Here is an 18,145-nt window from a genome sequence, read left to right as displayed (position 1 = left end):
ATATTTAGCTAACTAAAAATTCTATAATGAAAATTAAAACGCTTCTCCTCTTTGTTGGGATTTCTATGTCTCAATTATTTGCCAGTGCGCAAAAAAAAGAATTCAAATTTGGCAAAATTGCTCCTGAAGAATTTGAAACCAAATCATTCGGAAAAGATACTGCAGCTGCTGCAATTAAATTATTTGATGTTGGCAAATGCTTTTTTGAATATAATGAAAGCACTGGTTTTAGGTATGTTTATGAAAGACACATTAGATACAAAGTTTTAACAAAAGCTGGCTATGACTTAGCAAATTATAAAGTTGGTTTGTATAGAGGTAGTGGCAACTCAAAAGAAGATTTGCAAGGTTTAGATGGGGCAACTTATAATATGGTTGATGGAAAACAAGTAGTTAGTAAACTAACAAAAGATGCAAAGTTTACCGAAGAATTTAATAAAAATTATACTTACAAGAAATTCACACTCCCAAATGTTAAGGAAGGTTCAATATTAGAATTTAAATACACTATCAAATCTGATTTTATATTCAACTTACGAGGCTGGAACTTTCAGGATGAAATACCGACTTTGTACACAGAATACAATGTGATTATACCAGAATATTTAATGTACAAAACGAATTTTGGAGGATATTTACGCCCTACACGAACTAAAAACCAAGTTGTTAATGCAAATTATGTTACTGGCTTAGTTTCTAACGCAACGCATGACCAGTATGTGATGGAGAAAGTTGCAGCTCTTAAAGATGAGCCGTTTATCACAACGTTAGATGATTACGTTTCAAGTGTTGATTTTGAACTTTTAGGAACAAAATATCCTAATGATACTTACAAAGATTTTAATAGCACCTGGCCTAAAATTACCAAAGAATTATCAGTTGATGAAAACTTTGGTCTTTTTATAGGTAGAAATTCGTTTGCAAAAGCAACATTACCAACAATTTTAAAAGGCGAAAAGGATTCTCTTTTGGTAACAAAGAAGATTTATGAATATGTGAAAAATAACATTAAATGGAACGATGAAATTAGAAAATATGCAACTGGTACAAATCCTAAATTAATTTTCGACAAAAAATCTGGCAATTCTGCTGATATTAACCTGTGTTTACTCAGTCTTTTGAAGGAAGCTGGAATAAATGCCTATCCATTATTGTTAAGTACCAGAGATAACGGAATGCATCCAGGTCATCCGATGATTTCTAAATTTAACAGCGTTATTGTAAATGTTATTTTAGATAATAAAAATATATTGTTGGATGCTATTGATGTAGACTTACCACTTGGAATGGTTTCATATAATAACTTAAGTCATGAGGCTTTAAAATTAGATTTGAAGAATACCACAGCTAGCTGGATTGCAATTGAACCTAATATAGGCGAAGATAAAACATTTAATTACTCATTAAATTTAAACAAAGAAAACAAGTTAACTGGTAAAATAACCCAATACTCGATGGGTTATGCTGCTTTAAATTTAAGAGATAAGTACAAATCAACCAACAACGAAGTTGAGTTTCTGAAAAATTTTAAAAAGGATAAAACAGGATTAGAGCTATCAAATTACAAAATCTCTAACCTCAATAATTTAGATGAATTGCTTATAGAAGATATGGATGTGGTGATTGAAGATAACGTGGAGGAAGCAGGAAATCTAGTTTTTTTCACTCCTCTACTATACGAGAAAACTAAAGAAAATCCATTTAAAAATGAAGAAAGATTGTTCCCAGTTGATTTTGCCTATCCTATTAAAGAGAGCTATAGAATAACCTTAACATTTCCTGAAGATTATGAAATTGATAAATTACCAAAAAGCTCAATCTACAAAGTTCCAAATGGCCTTGGCACCTTTACCATAAGCTATATTACTGAAGGCAAAACGCTTTTAGTAAAGAGTATAATTGACATCAAGAAATCTTACTATAGCCCTGAAGAATATTTTGATTTAAAAGAGCTATTTAAAGCAATTGTAGAAAAACAGGCAGAACAAATTGTTTTTAAGAAGAAAGCATAATGAAAAAACTATTCACAATATATTTGATGTGTTTGTTGGCAACAGCGTCAGCACAAGACTATGATGCTAGTAAAATTTCTGCTGAACTTTCGAAAAACGCAATTGCAGTGATAAGAAATGAAGAAATGTTTTTCGACTTTAAAGGTGTTGGATCGGGTCAGGAAAACTATAAAGTTGCCATCACTATACTTAATAAAGCTGGAGATGAACTTGCAGAAATGGCCGAAGTATATGACAAATTTTCGAGCATAAGTAATATAAAGGCAACACTTTATGATGCTGCTGGTAAAAAGATCAAAGAGTATAAATCATCAGACATTAAAGATCAAAGTTTGATATCTGATTATTCTATTTTTGAGGATGACCGCTTAAAATATTTAAAATTTTTAAACTCATCATATCCTTACACAATTGAGTATAGCTATACGAGAGATTTTAAAGGAATATTAAGTTTCCCAAGTTGGCATGCAGTAAAAGGTTACAATATAGCAACAGAAAAATCATCCTATACTTTTCAGAAAAATACGGGTTTATCAATAAAATATCTTGCAAGCAAAAATCTTAAAACAGATTCATCGAACATTGGAGAAAAGAAACAATACAAATGGACATGTACTAATTTACCTGTTATTGAAAGAGAGCCTTATAGTGTTGGCTTAGAAAATATTAGTGATTGGGTTAAGGTATCTCCTACTCAATTTGAATATGATAACACTAGCGGTAACTTTGATAGTTGGAAAAACTTCGGAATGTGGATTTACAAATTAAATGAAAATGGCAATATTTTGCCTACCACAACAAAAGCGCAAATCCAAAATTTAATAAAAAACGCTAAAGACGATAGAGAAAAAGTTAAAATTCTTTATCACCATTTACAACAAAACACCAGGTATGTGAGCGTGCAATTAGGTATTGGCGGCTTTAAACCAATACTGGCAGAAAAAGTAGCTCAAGTAAATTATGGCGATTGTAAAGCTTTGTCTAATTACATGAAAGCAATGCTTAGTGAGGCGGGCATCAAATCAAATTTAATTATTATTGGAAATGGTATGCCAAGTATGAATCCAAATTACTCGAGCATGGGCCAAGCAAATCACATGATTTTGGCTGTACCATTAGCTAATGACACCACATTTTTAGAATGCACAGATCAATATGCACCAATGGGCTTTATAGGGCATGACAACTCAGATCGGAATGTTTTAATGATAACAGAAGATGGTGGAAAAATAATTAGAACACCTATTTATAATGCAAAAGATAATTATCAAATTAAAAAAGCGAAAGTTAATTTTAAAGAAGACGGTTATGCCGATATAGCTATAAACTCGCAATACGGAAATGCTCAGTTTGAAGATAGGATGTCTTATTTGCTTATTGAACCTGTAGAACAGCGCAAAAGAATTATACAAAATAACGGCATACCAGGAGCAGAACTCGTTGCGTTTAAATTTGAACAACCAGACAAGTTAAAAGCTGTTATGACTGAAGATTTATCATTTAAAACAAATCAACTCTTGTCTAAAGGAGCCGATAAAATTTTCTTAACTGTTAACTTACAGAATAGGCAAGAGAATGTCCCTGCCAAAATCGAAGGTAGAAAAACACATTTTGCAGTTGGCTTTAGTTACCAAGATGAAGATGAGATTATTTATAATTTGCCAAAAGGTTATAACATAGAATTTTTACCAAAAGATATTAGCTTAACTTCTGAATTTGGCACATACAGTGCAAAATTTAGTGCTAAAGACAATGTAATTACCTATTCTCGTGTTAAACTGATGAATGCAAAAACCTTTCCACCAGAAAAATACAATGAGTTTGTAGAATTCAACAAAAAAATATTTACCGCTGATAAACAAAAAGCAATCCTAACAAAATCATTATAAACAGGGAAGTTTAAAAATCCTCTTATTCTTTTTCGCAATGCTGCCTCAATTGTTTTGGTCCTTGTGGCCAAATAAATGAGGTCGTTTGCTTTTTCCAGCCCATGCTTTTATAAAATTTATCAGCACCCGGTGCGGCACTTAAATTTACAAAATGATAATCTACCAATTGGTTATTGAGTGTAGTTACTAAATATTTACCAAGTCCCTGGCCCTGAAAATCTGGATCTACAACAATATCCGCCAATTGTGCATAATATCTACCATCGCCTACTACCCTACCAAAAGCGATAATTTTATCGTTATCAAACACAAAGATAGTTGTGGTGCTATTTTTAAAAGCAGCAGCAATTTCTTCAGCTTTGCGATGCTTCCATTCTATTTTATAAAAAAGAGAAATTACATAATCCCAATCAATAGTATTTAAGTCTGGGTTTGTTTGATAAACGTACGCGGGATTTTCTTTCGGGATATTCATTTTTTCGCTTTATATCTTCACTACAAACCGCAGTTATAAATAAAAGTTTAAGATGTTTAAATTATTTTTTTCCTACAATAACCTTGGTCATTGCATTCCAATTTAAGTAAAGGTTAGCAACGGTATTAATTTCTTCTGGGGTAATGGTTTTTACCGTATGGATGTAATTTTGATAGTAGCTGTAATCTAATCCAGAGAAATATAAATTTTTAAACTTATCTGCATGAGAAAAAGCATTTTCTAAACTTCCCAAGAGTGAACCAAGCATGTAATTGCGCACTAAATCAAGTTCTTGAGGTAAAACCAAATCGGTTTTTAAAAGAGCAATTTCTTTCTCTATTTCTGCTAAAGCATCGTTACAAACAGCAGTTCCAACCTCTGTAGCCATAAAAAAATAACCAGCATGTTTTAAAGATGCAATCCCAGATCCAATACCATAGGTGTAACCTTTATCCTCTCTAATATTTGCCATCAGGCGAGAGCCGAAATAACCTCCTAATAATGTATTTAAAATTTGAAGTTTGGCAAAATCTTTATGTGTTCTATTAATAGTTAAATTACCTAATCTAAGGGCAGATTGAACGGCATCATCCTTTTCAATATAAATTTCACTGCCTTCAACAGCAGAAAAATGAAACTGATTTATAGCTGATGCTTCATTGTTTTCCCAAGAATTTCCAAAAAATTGATCTAATAATTGAAACTCCTTTTCCTCAAACTTACCAGCAGCTATAATTATGCAATTTTCTGGTTTATAAGCTGCTTTAAAATAAGCTAATAAGTCTTCCCTATTTAAGGTATCATAATCTGCTGCTGCAATATCTGATCCGTAAGCAGTATTACCAAAAATGGTATTTGCAAAGGTTTTACGGGCTAAAAAATCATTTTTTTGCAAATTTACCTGTAATTTCTGTTTCTGGTTTTGGATAAAAATATCCAACTCTTTTTGCGGAAAAATACTTTCATTAAAAATAGACCATACAATTGGCAATACAGAAACGAGGTGTTTGTTTAAACTGTGTAGCGTTATAGTGGTATGATCAGCTCCATATTCTGTTTGCAAAAAAGCTCCATAATAATCAACCTTTTCTGCAATTTCTTTTGCAGTTAAACTTTTAGTACCGTTGTTTATTAAACTATTTACAGTTACTGCTTGTAAAGGTTTAGATTGATCATAATTTACATTTTCGAAAATAAATTCGATACGAACTAACTCTTGCTCGCCAGCATTTACAGTAAAAACTTTTATTCCATTAGCTAATTGCTGAGCTTTTGGAGCTATAAAATTAATTTCATTTACCTGTTTAAACTCAGGTGCGTTTGTACGATTAAGCATTTGCTAAGTAATATAAGGTAGATGATTTTTCTTTTTGTAAGGTAAATTTTGCAGCTTGTTTAATTTGCTCAGCAGTTATAGAAGTATATTTATCAATTTCTGAGTTTAACAAATCAGCATCACCAAGTAACTCATAGTAAGCCAAATTCATCGCTTTGTCTAATAAATTCATTTCAGAAAAAACCATTATCGATTCAGATTTATTTTTAACCTTAGTTAACTCATCTTCTGAAACCAACTCATTAGTCATTTTCTCTAGCTCAGTCCAAATGGCTTTTTCTGCAGTTTCAACACTAACTCCTGTAACCAATTTACCTTCAACAATAAATAATCCCTCATCTAAACTGCTAGATATGTAAGCATTGATGTCGCTAAACAATTGTTGCTCTTTTAGCAAACTGTTATATAAACGTGATGATTGTCCTTGAGAAAAAATATCTGTCATTAAATCATATACCTGATAGGTTGGATCTAACCTTGCTGGCATTTTAAAAGCGATATAAATGGCATCTAAGGGTACATTGGCATTAACCGTTAATGTTTTTGCTTGCAATTGCGCTGGCTCTTTTGGCAAGTTTCTTTCATACTTCTCTCCTGCCGGGATAGTCTCGAACCACTTTTCGGCTAAAGCTTTTACTTCATCAGTTTTTACGTTACCACCCACAACTAAAATTGCATTTTGAGGATTGTAATGTTTTTTGAAGAATGCTTTAACATCTTCCATTTGGGCATTTTCAATTTGCGCCAAATCTTGTCCTATAGTTGCCCATCTATATGGATGTTGCTCATAGGCTAAAGGTCTTAGCTTTAACCAAACATCGCCATATGGCTGATTTAAGTAACGTTGCTTAAACTCTTCCATCACTACATTTCGCTGTGTATCTAAACTTTTCTCAGAAAAGGCCAAACTTAACATTCGATCGCTTTCTAACCAGAATGCAGTTTCTATATTTTCTGCTGGTAAGGTGATGTAATAATTGGTAATATCATTACTTGTAAATGCATTATTTTCGCCACCAACACGTTGTAAAGGTTCATCGTAGCTAGGAATGTTTACCGAGCCACCAAACATTAAATGCTCAAACAAATGCGCAAAGCCAGTTTTCCCTTCCTCTTCATCACGTGCGCCAACATCATACAAAATATTTAAAACAGCCATTGGTGTAGTTGGGTCTTCATGTACCAAAACTCTTAAACCATTGGCTAGTGTAAAACGATTAAAATTTACCATAGCCGACAAAGATAATTGAATTGTTGAATTACGAAATGTATAAATTGTTGGAGGATTGTTAAATTGTTTGAAAGTTGGAATGTTGGAAAGTTGAATTGTTGAAATGTTGGAATGTTTAGTAGTTGATAAACGATACTTGCAATTTTACACTTGCTACTCGATACTTACTACTCGATACTTGCTACTTGCTACTCATTACTTATCTCTCGATACCTTAAACTTTTACAAACCTTCAACCATTCTACCTTCATCCTTCAACCCTTTTTAATATCTTTGTACATGAATACTGCCGAACTACTACAAAGGGCTTTAAATTTCGACTTTTTAACTAAAGAAGAAGGCGTTTTTTTATACCACAATGCCAAAACAGCTGAATTAGCATACGTTGCTAATGAATTAAGAAAAATTCAAGTACCTAGTGGCAAAGTAACTTGGCAAATTGATAGAAATGTAAACACTACAAATGTTTGCATTGCGAATTGTAAATTTTGCAATTTCTTCCGTCGCCCTGGGCACGATGAAAGCTACATTACAGACATAGAAACTTACAAAGTTAAAATTGAAGAAACCTTTCGTTTAGGAGGCGATCAATTATTGTTGCAAGGGGGTCACCATCCAGATTTAGGCTTACAATTTTATGCCAACCTTTTTAAAGAATTAAAAGACCTTTACCCCGATTTTAAGCTGCATGCTTTAGGTCCACCAGAAATTGCTCACGTAGCTAAACTGGAAGGAATTTCGCATACTGAAGTTTTAAGAGATTTAAAAGCCAATGGTATGGATTCGCTACCTGGAGCTGGTGCAGAAATTTTAAATGATAGAGTAAGAAGGTTAATTAGTAAGGGTAAATGTGGCGGACAAGAGTGGCTAGATGTGATGAGAGCAGCTCATCAATTAGACATTACCACATCTGCAACTATGATGTTTGGCCACGTAGAAACGATAGATGAACGTTTTGAACATTTAGTTTGGATACGTGAAGTTCAAAGTGAAAAACCTGCGCATGCTAAAGGATTTTTAGCATTTATTCCTTGGCCTTTTCAGGATGATGGAACTTTATTGAAACGTTTACGCGGCATTAGCAATAATGTAAGTGGAGATGAATATGTAAGAATGTTGGCTTTAAGCCGTATCATGTTGCCTAATGTAATAAATATCCAAGCAAGTTGGTTAACAGTTGGCAAATCTGTAGCACAAATGTGCTTACACGCAGGTGCAAATGATTTTGGTTCTATAATGATTGAAGAAAATGTAGTTTCTGCAGCAGGAGCACCACATCGTTTTACAGCAAATGGTATTCAAACAGCAATTAAAGAAGCTGGTTTTGAACCACAGCTTCGTGGCCAACAATACAATTACAGAGATTTACCTGCACAATTAGAAGAACAAGTAATAACCTATTAAAATAAATCACCGCTCTACCATGCTAAAAAACATTTTATTATTAACCTTATTTATTGGTCTGAGCTTTGCAACCAAAGGGCAAACAGGGTGGGTAAAACAAAAGTTTGGTGATAAATTAACACTCAGTTTCCCTACTGAGGCGAAAAAGGTAAGTGGATCTACCTACATTGCTAAAGATAGTACAGGCACTGTTTACGGTGTGGTAATTATGGAAATTGATCAAAGTGCTTATACTACAACTTTGAGTTCTGATACCGCATTAGTAAGGTTAAAATTTATTGATGAAGTTGTAGGTAGTGTTAAAGCCAAAATGCCTAAATATACCATTGGCGATCTTAAAGTTGGTAAAATAAATGAGACTAAAATTTATTCATTAAACGGAAAAAATGAAGAAAATCAGTCTACCGTACATCTTAATATTTTTTTAATTGGCGATGTTTCTTATTCATTAACCTGTTTTTTACCTGCTGGTGTAGATGGAAAAGATAAAGATGCCTTTTTAAATAACTTTGTTGTTGCTAAATAACTGTGAGGTTTGCAGTGCTAACGTTGTTACTGCAAAATGACCTGCCCTTTAAACTTGATTGAAGCGATATACTTTTTGGTTTAAAGTGCCAGAGTTTATTTATGCTGATGTTAACTTTGCACTGATTTTATTGTTTTTGTAGAAACTACCAAAAAGATTTAGCGTAAAGCAAGACTGATTTTAAATAGTAGCAAGGCCCATGCTTTTCAAATAATAACATCATTACTTTCTGTTATGCTCATTTTTTGATAAATTGAGCCGTATTAAAAACTAATCCCGTGTTAAATGCCATAATTGTAGACGACGAGGAATTTGCTCGTTCGTCTCTTTACTTTTTGTTGCAACAAAATTGTGCTGATGTAAACATCATTGGTATCGCAAAATCTGTTAATGAAGCTAGAGCATTATTAAATCTGCACAATGTGGATTTGATTTTTTTAGATATAGCCATGCCCGGAGAAAATGGTTTTGAGTTAATTCCGCAAGTACAAAATACAAATGCATCGGTTATATTCACAACAGCTTATGATCAATATGCCTTAAAAGCTATTAAAGCAAATGCTTTAGATTATTTATTGAAACCGATTGATATTGATGAACTTAAGGAGGCCGTAAGCAAGGCTGTTAAATACATTAATTTAAACAAAGTTGATAATAACAGAAACGAAAGTTTAAAAAATTTAGCTAATGATTTAACTGGCGATAAAACTATTAAAAAAATAACTTTACCAAGCGCACAAGGCTATAAATTGGTTGATATTGATGATATAGTGCATATTGAAGCTGATAGCAATTACTCGGTTTTTAACCTGGCAAATCTCGAAAAAATTGTAGTATCGAAGGTTTTAAAAGATTACGAAGAAATTTTACCCGAAAACAAATTTGTAAGGATACATAAATCTAGTATCGTTAACTTGCAATATGTGAAACAATACAACTCAAAAAACGGCTTACAAGTTCTACTTACCAATGGCGAAACCATTAATGTATCTAGAAGAAGAGCAAGCGATTTTTACGATAAAATAAAGGCTTATACCAACATACAAGGTGAACATTAATTTTAAATACATACTTGCCTTATCTTTAACATTGGCATCACTTTGTGGGTTAAAAGGATTTGCACAAGTGGCCTATTTACCACATTACACCACAAAAAATGGCCTACCAAGTAACAATTGTTATTACACCGCACAAGATAAAAAAGGATACATTTGGGTAGCTACAGATGCTGGTGTGAGCAGGTTTGATGGTACAGTATTTGAAAATTTTACAGTTGATGATGGCTTGCCAGACAACCAAATTTTACAGCTGCATGAAGATAGTAAAGGCAGAATGTGGTTTCTCTCTCTAGGCGGGCAGCTAAGTTATTTCTACAATGGCAAAATTTACAACGAAGACAATAACAAGCAACTTAAAGGACTAAATTTTAATGCCGTAATTGTTTCCTTTTTTGAAGATAGCAAAGGAAGACTTTGGTTTGGTACCAATAAGAATATTTTAGGGGTTTGGGATGGGAAAAGTTTAATAAAATACAGCTCTACATTAACAGAAAGCCAATATGCAAACGCCTACATTCAAGAGGATACTAAAGGAAATATTTGGGCTTACAGCACTAAAGCTGCTTTTCTTTTCATCAAAAACAATTTTGTATTGGTTCATGATAATAAATTTAGCCTCTCTTACAAAACCTTTTACACAAGAGGCGATAAATCTGTTTATTTTTTAAGTAATGAAGGCCTAAATATTAGAAATGGGGCAGTGAGCAACTTGATATTGAATGTTGATAAAGAATTGCTAAACAATAGGCCTGGTTATATTTATGTTGATGAAAAAGGATTATGGTTAGGTAATAACAGCGGTATGTATGTAATCGGATTTGATGGAAAAACTACTCAACTGCTTAAAAACACAGATGTAAGTCAGGTAGTTAAGGATAGAAATAGCAACATTTGGTTTACCACGAACAATGGCATTTATAGATTACCTGATGAAAAAGAACGTGTTTTTGTTTTAGGCAAAGAAAGTAAATTAGGCAACCAAGCTATTAAAAGCATAACCAAAGACAGTTTTGGCCGTTTATGGATGGGATTGGCAAATAATAGTATCCATATTTTAAACCCTAAAACAAATGAAATTGAGAAGATTGGTATCGACGATCAAAAAAAATACAACACCATTAAACAACTTGTAGTTGACGATAAAAACAATAAGGTCTTCTTCGCATCCGACTATGGTTTGGGTTATGTTGATGAAAACTATCCAAAAAACAAAAACATCAACTATTTAAAAGAAGTAAACAATTCAGTTTTTGTAGTTAAAAATTTCAGCCTCGATACGACCAATAAATTAGCCTTGGCTTTATCATCTGGTGTGGTAATGATTAATGATAGAATAAAAAATTTCGAATTTTCATCGCTTCGCTATCGAGAAAATAAAGATTATTTTAAAGAGAGAGCATATCGAGTGTTTTATGATAATTCTCAAAATTTATGGTTTGCAAATACAAACGGAATTAATGAATTTAAAGATGGTAATTTACTTCAGCATTTTGTTAAAAATACGTTGTTAACCAAACGCGTAAACGATATAAAAGAACTGAAAAACAACTTATTTGCGCTCGCCACAGACGGTTATGGTATCTTAATTTTACAAAATGGAAAGTTGATTAAAAACCTCAATTTAAAAAACGGTTTAAACAACAACATAATCACTAAGCTTTTTGTACAAAACAATTATTTATGGGCAATAAGCAATAATGGCGTAAATAGAATAAATTTCAATAATGGTCAATTTGTAATTAATTCTTTCGATTATGCCAACGATTTGTTATCTGATGATTTGAATGATCTGTACATCACTAAAGACATTGCTTATTTTGGAACCAATAACGGACTAGTATATTTTAACTACAATCAAGAAAATAAAAAAACTAAAGCACCAGCTACCTTTATATCATCTGTAAGTGTAAACAGGCAAATGATAGATTTAACAGCAGCCAATTTTACTTTAAAACCAAATGAAAGAAACATCACCATAAACTATAGTGCTATAGATTTTAAAAATAAAAAAATTGTATACCGTTACCGCTTAAAAGAGGATCAGAATTGGTCTGAGACAAGAAATAGAAGATTAGAATTATCATCTTTAGAACCTGGAACCTATTGCTTTGAGGTAAGCGCTAAAAGTCAGGATAGTGATTGGAGCAAACCTGCAAAAATTGATTTTAAAGTAGATAAATATTTTTGGCAAACGAATTTATTCCTCATTATTATATTAGCTATAGGAGCTTATGTAATTTACTTATTAACAGTTCGTATTACAAAGAGGCAAAAAAACAAAGAGCAAGAGCAGTTATTATTGAAAAATAAAATCTTGATGCTCGAGCAACAGGCGTTACAAGCAATGATGAACCCACATTTTGTTTTTAATGTGATGAATTCTATACAGCATTACATCAACACTCAAAACACGTCATCAGCTAATAAGGTATTAACTGGTTTCGCAAAGCTGATTAGAAAAAACTTGGAAATTTGCACTAAAAGCTACATTAATTTAGAAGAGGAAATAGCCTATTTAAAGCTATATCTTAGTTTAGAAAAGAACAGGTTTGGCGATAGGTTTTTTTATGAAATAATAGTTGATAATCGCTTAGACAAGGAAGATACAGAAATACCCTCAATGTTGTTACAACCCTATTTAGAAAATGCGATATGGCACGGCATTATGCCAAAAGAAGAAGGTGGAAATGTAAAACTTGAAATTATTCAGAAAGATGAAGATTACCTCTGGATTAAAATTATTGATGATGGTGTTGGCATTAACAACTCATTAGAAAAGAAAAATACATCGCACCAAAGCAAAGGCATGAAATTAACGCAAGAACGTATTAATCTTTTAAACAAAATTGAAGCAAAACCAATACAATTGTTTGTAGAACAGAACGGTAAAAGTGGCACAACAGTTACGATTTTAGTGCCGTTAAATTAAATTTTACCGTTTACTCAATAATTACTACCACTTACTAATTATAATCCCTTGATTGTTCGATTAGCATTAAACTTGTTATAAGATATTAAACAAACATAATTGTTTGTTCAAAAAGCGTTCTTATAGGATTGACAAAAGATATTAATTTAACCTAACCTAAAACAATATCTCAATTCAGGTTTCATTTGTGTGTTAAAAGCGTCCCAATAAAATTGAGACGCTTTTTTTTTGCTCTAGCCATTTTAGTCATTAATTTTGCTTTTACGCAAACTTATATCTTGCTAAAAACCTTAACTCATTGCATTTCAGGCCTACAAAAAATAAAAAAAACTTTCTTTAAAAACACTTTTTAGCTTATTTTTGGCGCAAGGAAAAAGCATAAATCAGAATTTATTCTTTTAAAAAATATTTGTAATTTAGTGTAACGTTTAAACTTTCCTACTATTAATTTTTGTTATATGAAAGCGCCAAAAAAACCAACTGGTAAAGACATTATTAATAAACCTCTTTCAAGCAGAGAGGATGATGATGATGAAGACGATGACATGCTAAACGATAAGGTTTTAGATGTTGAGGATGATGAAGTTGAAGCTGAAGAATTTGATGTGCCAATTGATGATTTAGGTACATTTGATGATTTTGATGATGATGATGATGATGACGACAGGTATTAATTACATATAAAATAGTATATTTAAAAGCATCCTTTACAAGGGTGCTTTTTATTTTAAACCCTTTACCACCAAATGAAGATTGTAGCTGTAAACGATAACCAAACAAAAAAAGAATTTCTTGAAGTAGTTAATACAATTTATGCTGATGATAAAAATTGGATTAGACCTTTAGATAGCGATATAGAGAAAGTCTTTGATCCAAATAAAAATCCATTTTTTATGCATGGTAAATGTACAAGATGGATTTTGGTTGACGATAACGGAAAAACAATTGGTAGAATAGCTTCATTTATTAACGATAAGAAAGCACACAACTACGAATTGCCTACCGGCGGCGTTGGTTTTTTTGAATGCATTGATAACAAAGATGCTGCTTTCTTATTATTTGACACCGCGAAAGCTTGGTTACAAGAAAATGGAATGAAGGCGATGGAAGGGCCTATTAATTTTGGAGAGAACGATACGTTTTGGGGTTTGTTAATTGAGGGTTTTACCTCACCATCGTATGGGATGAATTATCACTTACCTTACTACCATAAATTATTTACAGCATATGGGTTTATAACTGCTTATGAGCAATTAACCAATCACATTAATCTTACCATACCTTTTCCGGCTCGCTTTACTAAAATTGCCAATTGGGTAGCTGCAAAACCAGATTATACTTTCGAGCACTTTAAAAAATCAAAAGCAGAAAAGTATATTCAAGATTTGATGGAAATCTATAATGATGGTTGGCAAGATTTCGAAAACTTTGTTCCTATAAAAAAAGAAACACTTTCCGAAAGCTTTAAACAAATGGAGGTGATCATGGACGAAAAGTTGATTTGGTTTGCTTATGCCAATGGAGAACCTGCCTCATTTGTAGTAATTATACCAGATGCAAACCAAATGATAAAAGGTTTAAATGGTAAGCTAGGTTTAATAGAAAAATTGAAATTCGCCTACAAGCGCTGGATTGGAGTAACAAGAATGCGTGCTATTGTAATGGGCACAAAAACCTCATTCCAAAAATTAGGTTTAGAATCTGCATTGATTATAAAATTAGGAGAATATGTACTCCCTAAAAATCAATACACAGAGTTAGAGCTTTCTTGGGTTGGAGATTTTAATGATAAAATGCTATCCTTTCATCAAGCTACTGGTGCCACTTTTGGAAAGCGGCACCTAACTATGCGAAAGACTTTTTAGAAAAAATTCTGATCTCTTCGTAAAGATCAATTACTTTCTTTTGTAGTTTAATAATTTCATCTTCTTGAGATGCAATTCTTTCTCTTAATAAATTAACCTCAGTAAAGCTGCCAGAATGCACATTTTCTGGATCTTTAGAGATTATTTGTAGAGTGGAAACATCAAACAACTTAGAAATTTGATCTAATCTAGATATGTTGATATCTGTGATGCCAGTTTCAATTTTAGAAAATGCAGGTATAGAAATTTTTAGCTTGCTAGCAACCTCTCCTTGACTCCAGCCATTTTTCTGGCGAAGTTGTCTAATGTTTCTTCCAATAATATTCATTTGACTATTTGGCTTTAAAGTTTGTTTGTTCTTTTTAAACATCCAACTCTAATGCCAAATTATTCAAATCTAAACCTCCATAGTTACCAGAGCTCATTAATAACAAGTTAGTATGCTTAAAATCTAATCCTTTTAAATAGGTTGATAACGCACCCACTTCATTAAAAAAGATGATATCTTCATTATCAAATGATGTTTGAACATCAAGCTCATTTAATGGTTCCATTTTCTTATGTTGAAACGTCTTTTCGTCTATATATACAATAGCCAAATCCGCATCATTCATTGTATTCTTGTACTCAGACAAAAAAGCTTTGTTAAGGCTGCTAAAAGTATGTAACTCGATACAAGCAATAAGTTTTCTATCAGTGAACTGAGCCTTTACTGCTTCAATTGTAGCCTTTAACTTTGAAGGCGAGTGCGCAAAATCTTTATAAACATTAGTGTGATTTCTAGCGCTCAAAAGCTCTAAGCGCTTAGCTGCTCCTGTAAAGCTTGAGATTGCCTGCATAAATTCTTCTTCACTGATTTCTAGTTGTTGGCACACCAATTTTGCAGCATTTAAGTTCATTAAATTATGATCACCAAACACCTTTAAAGGCACTTCATTAGGTAAAAGATATGTTACACCATCTTTTATCTTGTGGCCGGGAATAGCGTAAGGAATTCGCTCAATACTTGCTTTAGAGTTAACAACAAGTTTTCTTAATTCTAAATCATTTTCACAATAAATTAGTTTTCCATTGGGCAAAATCGTCTCAATAAAAAGTTTAAATTGAGAAACATATTCCCCAAAAGTTGGAAAAACATTTATATGATCCCAAGCTATTCCACTTATCACCGCAACGTTGGCTTTATATAAATGAAACTTAGGTCTTCTATCGATTGGAGAGGCCAAATATTCATCACCTTCTATAATAATTACTTTAGCTTCATCAGTTATTTTAACCATGGTATCAAAACCAGCTAACTGTGCTCCTACCAAATAATCAAAATCTCTGTTATAATAATTTAGCACATGCAAAATCATTGATGTGATGGTTGTTTTGCCATGGCTACCACCAATAACAACACGTAACTTATCTTTTGATTGTTCATAAATGTAGGCTGGATATGAATAGATTTTTAAACCTAATTCCTGAGCTTTTAGCAATTCTGGATTATCTAAGCGAGCGTGCATCCCTAAAATAATTGCATCAATATCTGGTGTGATGGTTTCTGGAAACCAACCAAAATTTGTAGGCAATAAACCATAATTATCCAGTCTAGAACTTGATGGTTCAAAGATTACGTCATCTGAACCCGATATTTCAAAGCCTTTTTTATGAAGAGCTATTGCTAAATTATGCATGGCACTTCCGCCAATAGCAATAAAATGTATTCTCATAATTATTTTTAAAGCAATTAATAATTAGTTATTAGTTAACTCTTTAACTCAAATTTTGCAGCTACCCAATCACCTATTTTTTTATGGTCAATATAACTAAGATTAAATTGCTTACAGTGTTCAGTAATCATATCCAAATCTGGATTTTCGTAAAAACCACTAAAGAAAATAATCCCTTTATCTCTTAATACTGCAGCATAACTTTCAATCTGATCTAACAAAATATTCCTATTAATGTTAGCTAATATAACATCAAATGTTTCGTTCGGTATAGTTTCTTTGCCACCACAAAGTGATGTCAAATTATCGATTTGATTTAATGCGGCATTTTCTATAGCACTTAAATAACAAACATCGTCATTATCTATAGCCACAATATGTTTCGCTCCTCTTTTAGCGGCAAGTATACCCAAAATACCAGTTCCTGCCCCCATATCTAAAACCACTTTGTCTGTAAAATCTAGCTCTAAAACATATTGCATCATCATGGTAGTAGTTTGGTGATGCCCAGTACCAAACGCCATTTTAGGATCTATTACAATTTCATATTTATATTGTGGCTGATGCTCATGGAAAGTTGCTCGGATATAACAATCAGGGTTAATGATTAAGGGACTAAAATTCTTTTCCCATTCCTCATTCCAATTTTCTTGAGCTATTTCATGAATTGTATAGTTAATTTCAAAATCATCGCTAAAGCTAGCTATAACTTCAGTTAAGTTTTCTTGTTTAAAATCTACCTCAATAATAAAAGCGGCTAAACCCTCGGGTGTATCCTCAAAAGTATCAAAACCGATATCTCCAAGTGCAGCAACCAATAAATCTTGCTGGTATTCTTCTATACTATTAAAGTTAAATACTACTTTTAAGTATTTCATTAAGAATTAAATGTTTTTACGATATCAACAAAATCACGTGATTTTAATGATGCTCCGCCAATTAAACCACCATCAATATCTTTTTGAGCAAACAATTCTGCTGCGTTTTTAGGGTTACAACTACCACCATATAAAATTGTAGTATCATCAGCGATATTCATCCCGTACTTAGCTTCAACTTTAGCTCTTATAAAAGCATGGATATCTTGAGCTTGTTCTGGTGAAGCTGTTAAACCTGTACCTATAGCCCATACTGGCTCATATGCCAATACTACCTTAGCAAAATCTTCGGCACTTAAGGTAAATACACCATTATCTAATTGTTTTTCTAATACTTGATAATAACTTCCGTTATTTCGCTCATCTAAAGTTTCTCCAATACAAAACAACGGAGTTAAATTATTTTGCAAAGCTATGGCTGTTTTAGCAGCTAATAATTCATCAGTTTCTGCAAAATATTGTCTGCGTTCTGAATGCCCAATAATTACATATTCACAACCAGTAGATTTTACCATTTTAGCAGAAATTTCTCCAGTAAAAGCTCCACTTTCGTTTTGGTGACAGTTTTGTGCACCAATTTTTACCAATCCAGCACCTAATTGAGCTAAACTATTGATATGAATATAAGGCGCACAAATTATTGCAATTTGATCTCCCTTTTTTTCATCTCTAACCATGTTTACAATCTCAGAAAACAACGAAATGCCTTCGTTATAATCCATATTCATTTTCCAGTTACCTGCTACAATTTTTTTTCTCATTATATGTTGTTTTAATGTTGTAATACTTGAAGGTTGGAAAGTGTTTTCGAAAATTTTGTATACTTC

Annotated in this window: 15 protein-coding genes; 8 read left to right on the top strand and 7 right to left on the bottom strand. The window is 32.5% G+C overall.

What is annotated here, in order from left to right:
- Positions 1-26: 26 nt before the first annotated feature.
- Positions 27-2,012 (top strand): DUF3858 domain-containing protein, encoded by a 1,986-nt coding sequence (locus AC07XU_RS12190; RefSeq protein ID WP_494943907.1) that lies wholly within the window; start codon positions 27-29, stop codon positions 2,010-2,012.
- On the top strand, positions 2,012-3,901 hold the full coding sequence (locus AC07XU_RS12185; RefSeq protein ID WP_494943906.1) for a DUF3857 domain-containing protein: 1,890 nt from the start codon (positions 2,012-2,014) through the stop codon (positions 3,899-3,901). Before AC07XU_RS12190 ends, AC07XU_RS12185 begins: the two co-directional genes overlap by 1 nt.
- Before the next feature lie 22 nt (positions 3,902-3,923).
- Here AC07XU_RS12185 and AC07XU_RS12180 read toward each other — a convergent pair whose 3' ends face one another.
- From AC07XU_RS12180 to AC07XU_RS12170, 3 genes are all read right to left on the bottom strand, one after another.
- Positions 3,924-4,376 (bottom strand): GNAT family N-acetyltransferase, encoded by a 453-nt coding sequence (locus AC07XU_RS12180; protein WP_494943905.1) that lies wholly within the window; start codon positions 4,374-4,376, stop codon positions 3,924-3,926.
- Between the two features lie 61 nt (positions 4,377-4,437).
- Complete coding sequence (locus tag AC07XU_RS12175) at positions 4,438-5,712, bottom strand: M16 family metallopeptidase (RefSeq protein ID WP_494943904.1); 1,275 nt, start codon at positions 5,710-5,712, stop codon at positions 4,438-4,440.
- Entirely contained in the window at positions 5,705-6,943 is a 1,239-nt protein-coding gene (locus AC07XU_RS12170) for a M16 family metallopeptidase (RefSeq protein ID WP_494943903.1), read from the bottom strand. The genes AC07XU_RS12175 and AC07XU_RS12170 overlap by 8 nt, the downstream gene beginning before the upstream one ends.
- A gap of 279 nt (positions 6,944-7,222) precedes the next feature.
- Between AC07XU_RS12170 and AC07XU_RS12165 the strand changes: the two genes are divergently transcribed.
- The 6 genes from AC07XU_RS12165 (at position 7,223) to AC07XU_RS12140 (ending at position 14,725) form a co-directional block, all read left to right on the top strand.
- Positions 7,223-8,347 (top strand): CofH family radical SAM protein, encoded by a 1,125-nt coding sequence (locus AC07XU_RS12165; protein WP_494943902.1) that lies wholly within the window; start codon positions 7,223-7,225, stop codon positions 8,345-8,347.
- A gap of 19 nt (positions 8,348-8,366) precedes the next feature.
- On the top strand, positions 8,367-8,873 hold the full coding sequence (locus tag AC07XU_RS12160) for a hypothetical protein (protein ID WP_494943901.1): 507 nt from the start codon (positions 8,367-8,369) through the stop codon (positions 8,871-8,873).
- Between the two features lie 278 nt (positions 8,874-9,151).
- Positions 9,152-9,931, top strand: a complete 780-nt coding sequence (locus AC07XU_RS12155; RefSeq protein ID WP_494943900.1) for a LytR/AlgR family response regulator transcription factor — start codon at positions 9,152-9,154, stop codon at positions 9,929-9,931.
- Positions 9,921-12,860, top strand: a complete 2,940-nt coding sequence (locus AC07XU_RS12150) for a sensor histidine kinase (RefSeq protein ID WP_494943899.1) — start codon at positions 9,921-9,923, stop codon at positions 12,858-12,860. The genes AC07XU_RS12155 and AC07XU_RS12150 overlap by 11 nt, the downstream gene beginning before the upstream one ends.
- A 458-nt stretch (positions 12,861-13,318) precedes the next feature.
- Positions 13,319-13,534, top strand: a complete 216-nt coding sequence (locus AC07XU_RS12145; protein WP_494943898.1) for a hypothetical protein — start codon at positions 13,319-13,321, stop codon at positions 13,532-13,534.
- A gap of 72 nt (positions 13,535-13,606) precedes the next feature.
- Entirely contained in the window at positions 13,607-14,725 is a 1,119-nt protein-coding gene (locus AC07XU_RS12140; protein ID WP_494943897.1) for a GNAT family N-acetyltransferase, read from the top strand.
- Here AC07XU_RS12140 and AC07XU_RS12135 read toward each other — a convergent pair.
- The 4 genes from AC07XU_RS12135 to tpiA are packed head-to-tail and all read right to left on the bottom strand — an operon-like array spanning position 14,706 to position 18,079.
- Complete coding sequence (locus AC07XU_RS12135; RefSeq protein ID WP_494943896.1) at positions 14,706-15,053, bottom strand: helix-turn-helix domain-containing protein; 348 nt, start codon at positions 15,051-15,053, stop codon at positions 14,706-14,708. The genes AC07XU_RS12140 and AC07XU_RS12135 overlap by 20 nt on opposite strands.
- A 34-nt stretch (positions 15,054-15,087) precedes the next feature.
- Entirely contained in the window at positions 15,088-16,440 is a 1,353-nt protein-coding gene (locus AC07XU_RS12130; protein ID WP_494943895.1) for a UDP-N-acetylmuramate--L-alanine ligase, read from the bottom strand.
- Positions 16,441-16,475: 35 nt separating this feature from the next.
- Positions 16,476-17,318, bottom strand: coding sequence for a 50S ribosomal protein L11 methyltransferase (gene prmA, locus AC07XU_RS12125; RefSeq protein ID WP_494943894.1), 843 nt, complete (start codon positions 17,316-17,318; stop codon positions 16,476-16,478).
- Positions 17,318-18,079, bottom strand: a complete 762-nt coding sequence (gene tpiA, locus AC07XU_RS12120) for a triose-phosphate isomerase (RefSeq protein ID WP_494943893.1) — start codon at positions 18,077-18,079, stop codon at positions 17,318-17,320. The genes prmA and tpiA overlap by 1 nt, the downstream gene beginning before the upstream one ends.
- Between the last annotated feature and the right edge of the window lie 66 nt (positions 18,080-18,145).

This window comes from Pedobacter sp. GW456-11-11-14-TSB4 (genome assembly GCF_059424425.1).
Note: the sequence above shows the minus strand (reverse complement) of the source record. Positions and strands in the feature narration are given on the sequence as shown.

Coding starts and splice junctions, on each gene's coding strand:
- AC07XU_RS12175 (WP_494943904.1), bottom strand. CDS start 5,712: ATGCTTAATCGTACAAACGCACCTGAGTTTAAACAGGTAAATGAAATT.
- AC07XU_RS12145 (WP_494943898.1), top strand. CDS start 13,319: ATGAAAGCGCCAAAAAAACCAACTGGTAAAGACATTATTAATAAACCT.
- AC07XU_RS12190 (WP_494943907.1), top strand. CDS start 27: ATGAAAATTAAAACGCTTCTCCTCTTTGTTGGGATTTCTATGTCTCAA.
- AC07XU_RS12130 (WP_494943895.1), bottom strand. CDS start 16,440: ATGAGAATACATTTTATTGCTATTGGCGGAAGTGCCATGCATAATTTA.
- AC07XU_RS12165 (WP_494943902.1), top strand. CDS start 7,223: ATGAATACTGCCGAACTACTACAAAGGGCTTTAAATTTCGACTTTTTA.
- AC07XU_RS12185 (WP_494943906.1), top strand. CDS start 2,012: ATGAAAAAACTATTCACAATATATTTGATGTGTTTGTTGGCAACAGCG.
- prmA (WP_494943894.1), bottom strand. CDS start 17,318: ATGAAATACTTAAAAGTAGTATTTAACTTTAATAGTATAGAAGAATAC.
- AC07XU_RS12160 (WP_494943901.1), top strand. CDS start 8,367: ATGCTAAAAAACATTTTATTATTAACCTTATTTATTGGTCTGAGCTTT.
- AC07XU_RS12140 (WP_494943897.1), top strand. CDS start 13,607: ATGAAGATTGTAGCTGTAAACGATAACCAAACAAAAAAAGAATTTCTT.
- AC07XU_RS12135 (WP_494943896.1), bottom strand. CDS start 15,053: ATGAATATTATTGGAAGAAACATTAGACAACTTCGCCAGAAAAATGGC.
- AC07XU_RS12170 (WP_494943903.1), bottom strand. CDS start 6,943: ATGGTAAATTTTAATCGTTTTACACTAGCCAATGGTTTAAGAGTTTTG.
- AC07XU_RS12180 (WP_494943905.1), bottom strand. CDS start 4,376: ATGAATATCCCGAAAGAAAATCCCGCGTACGTTTATCAAACAAACCCA.
- tpiA (WP_494943893.1), bottom strand. CDS start 18,079: ATGAGAAAAAAAATTGTAGCAGGTAACTGGAAAATGAATATGGATTAT.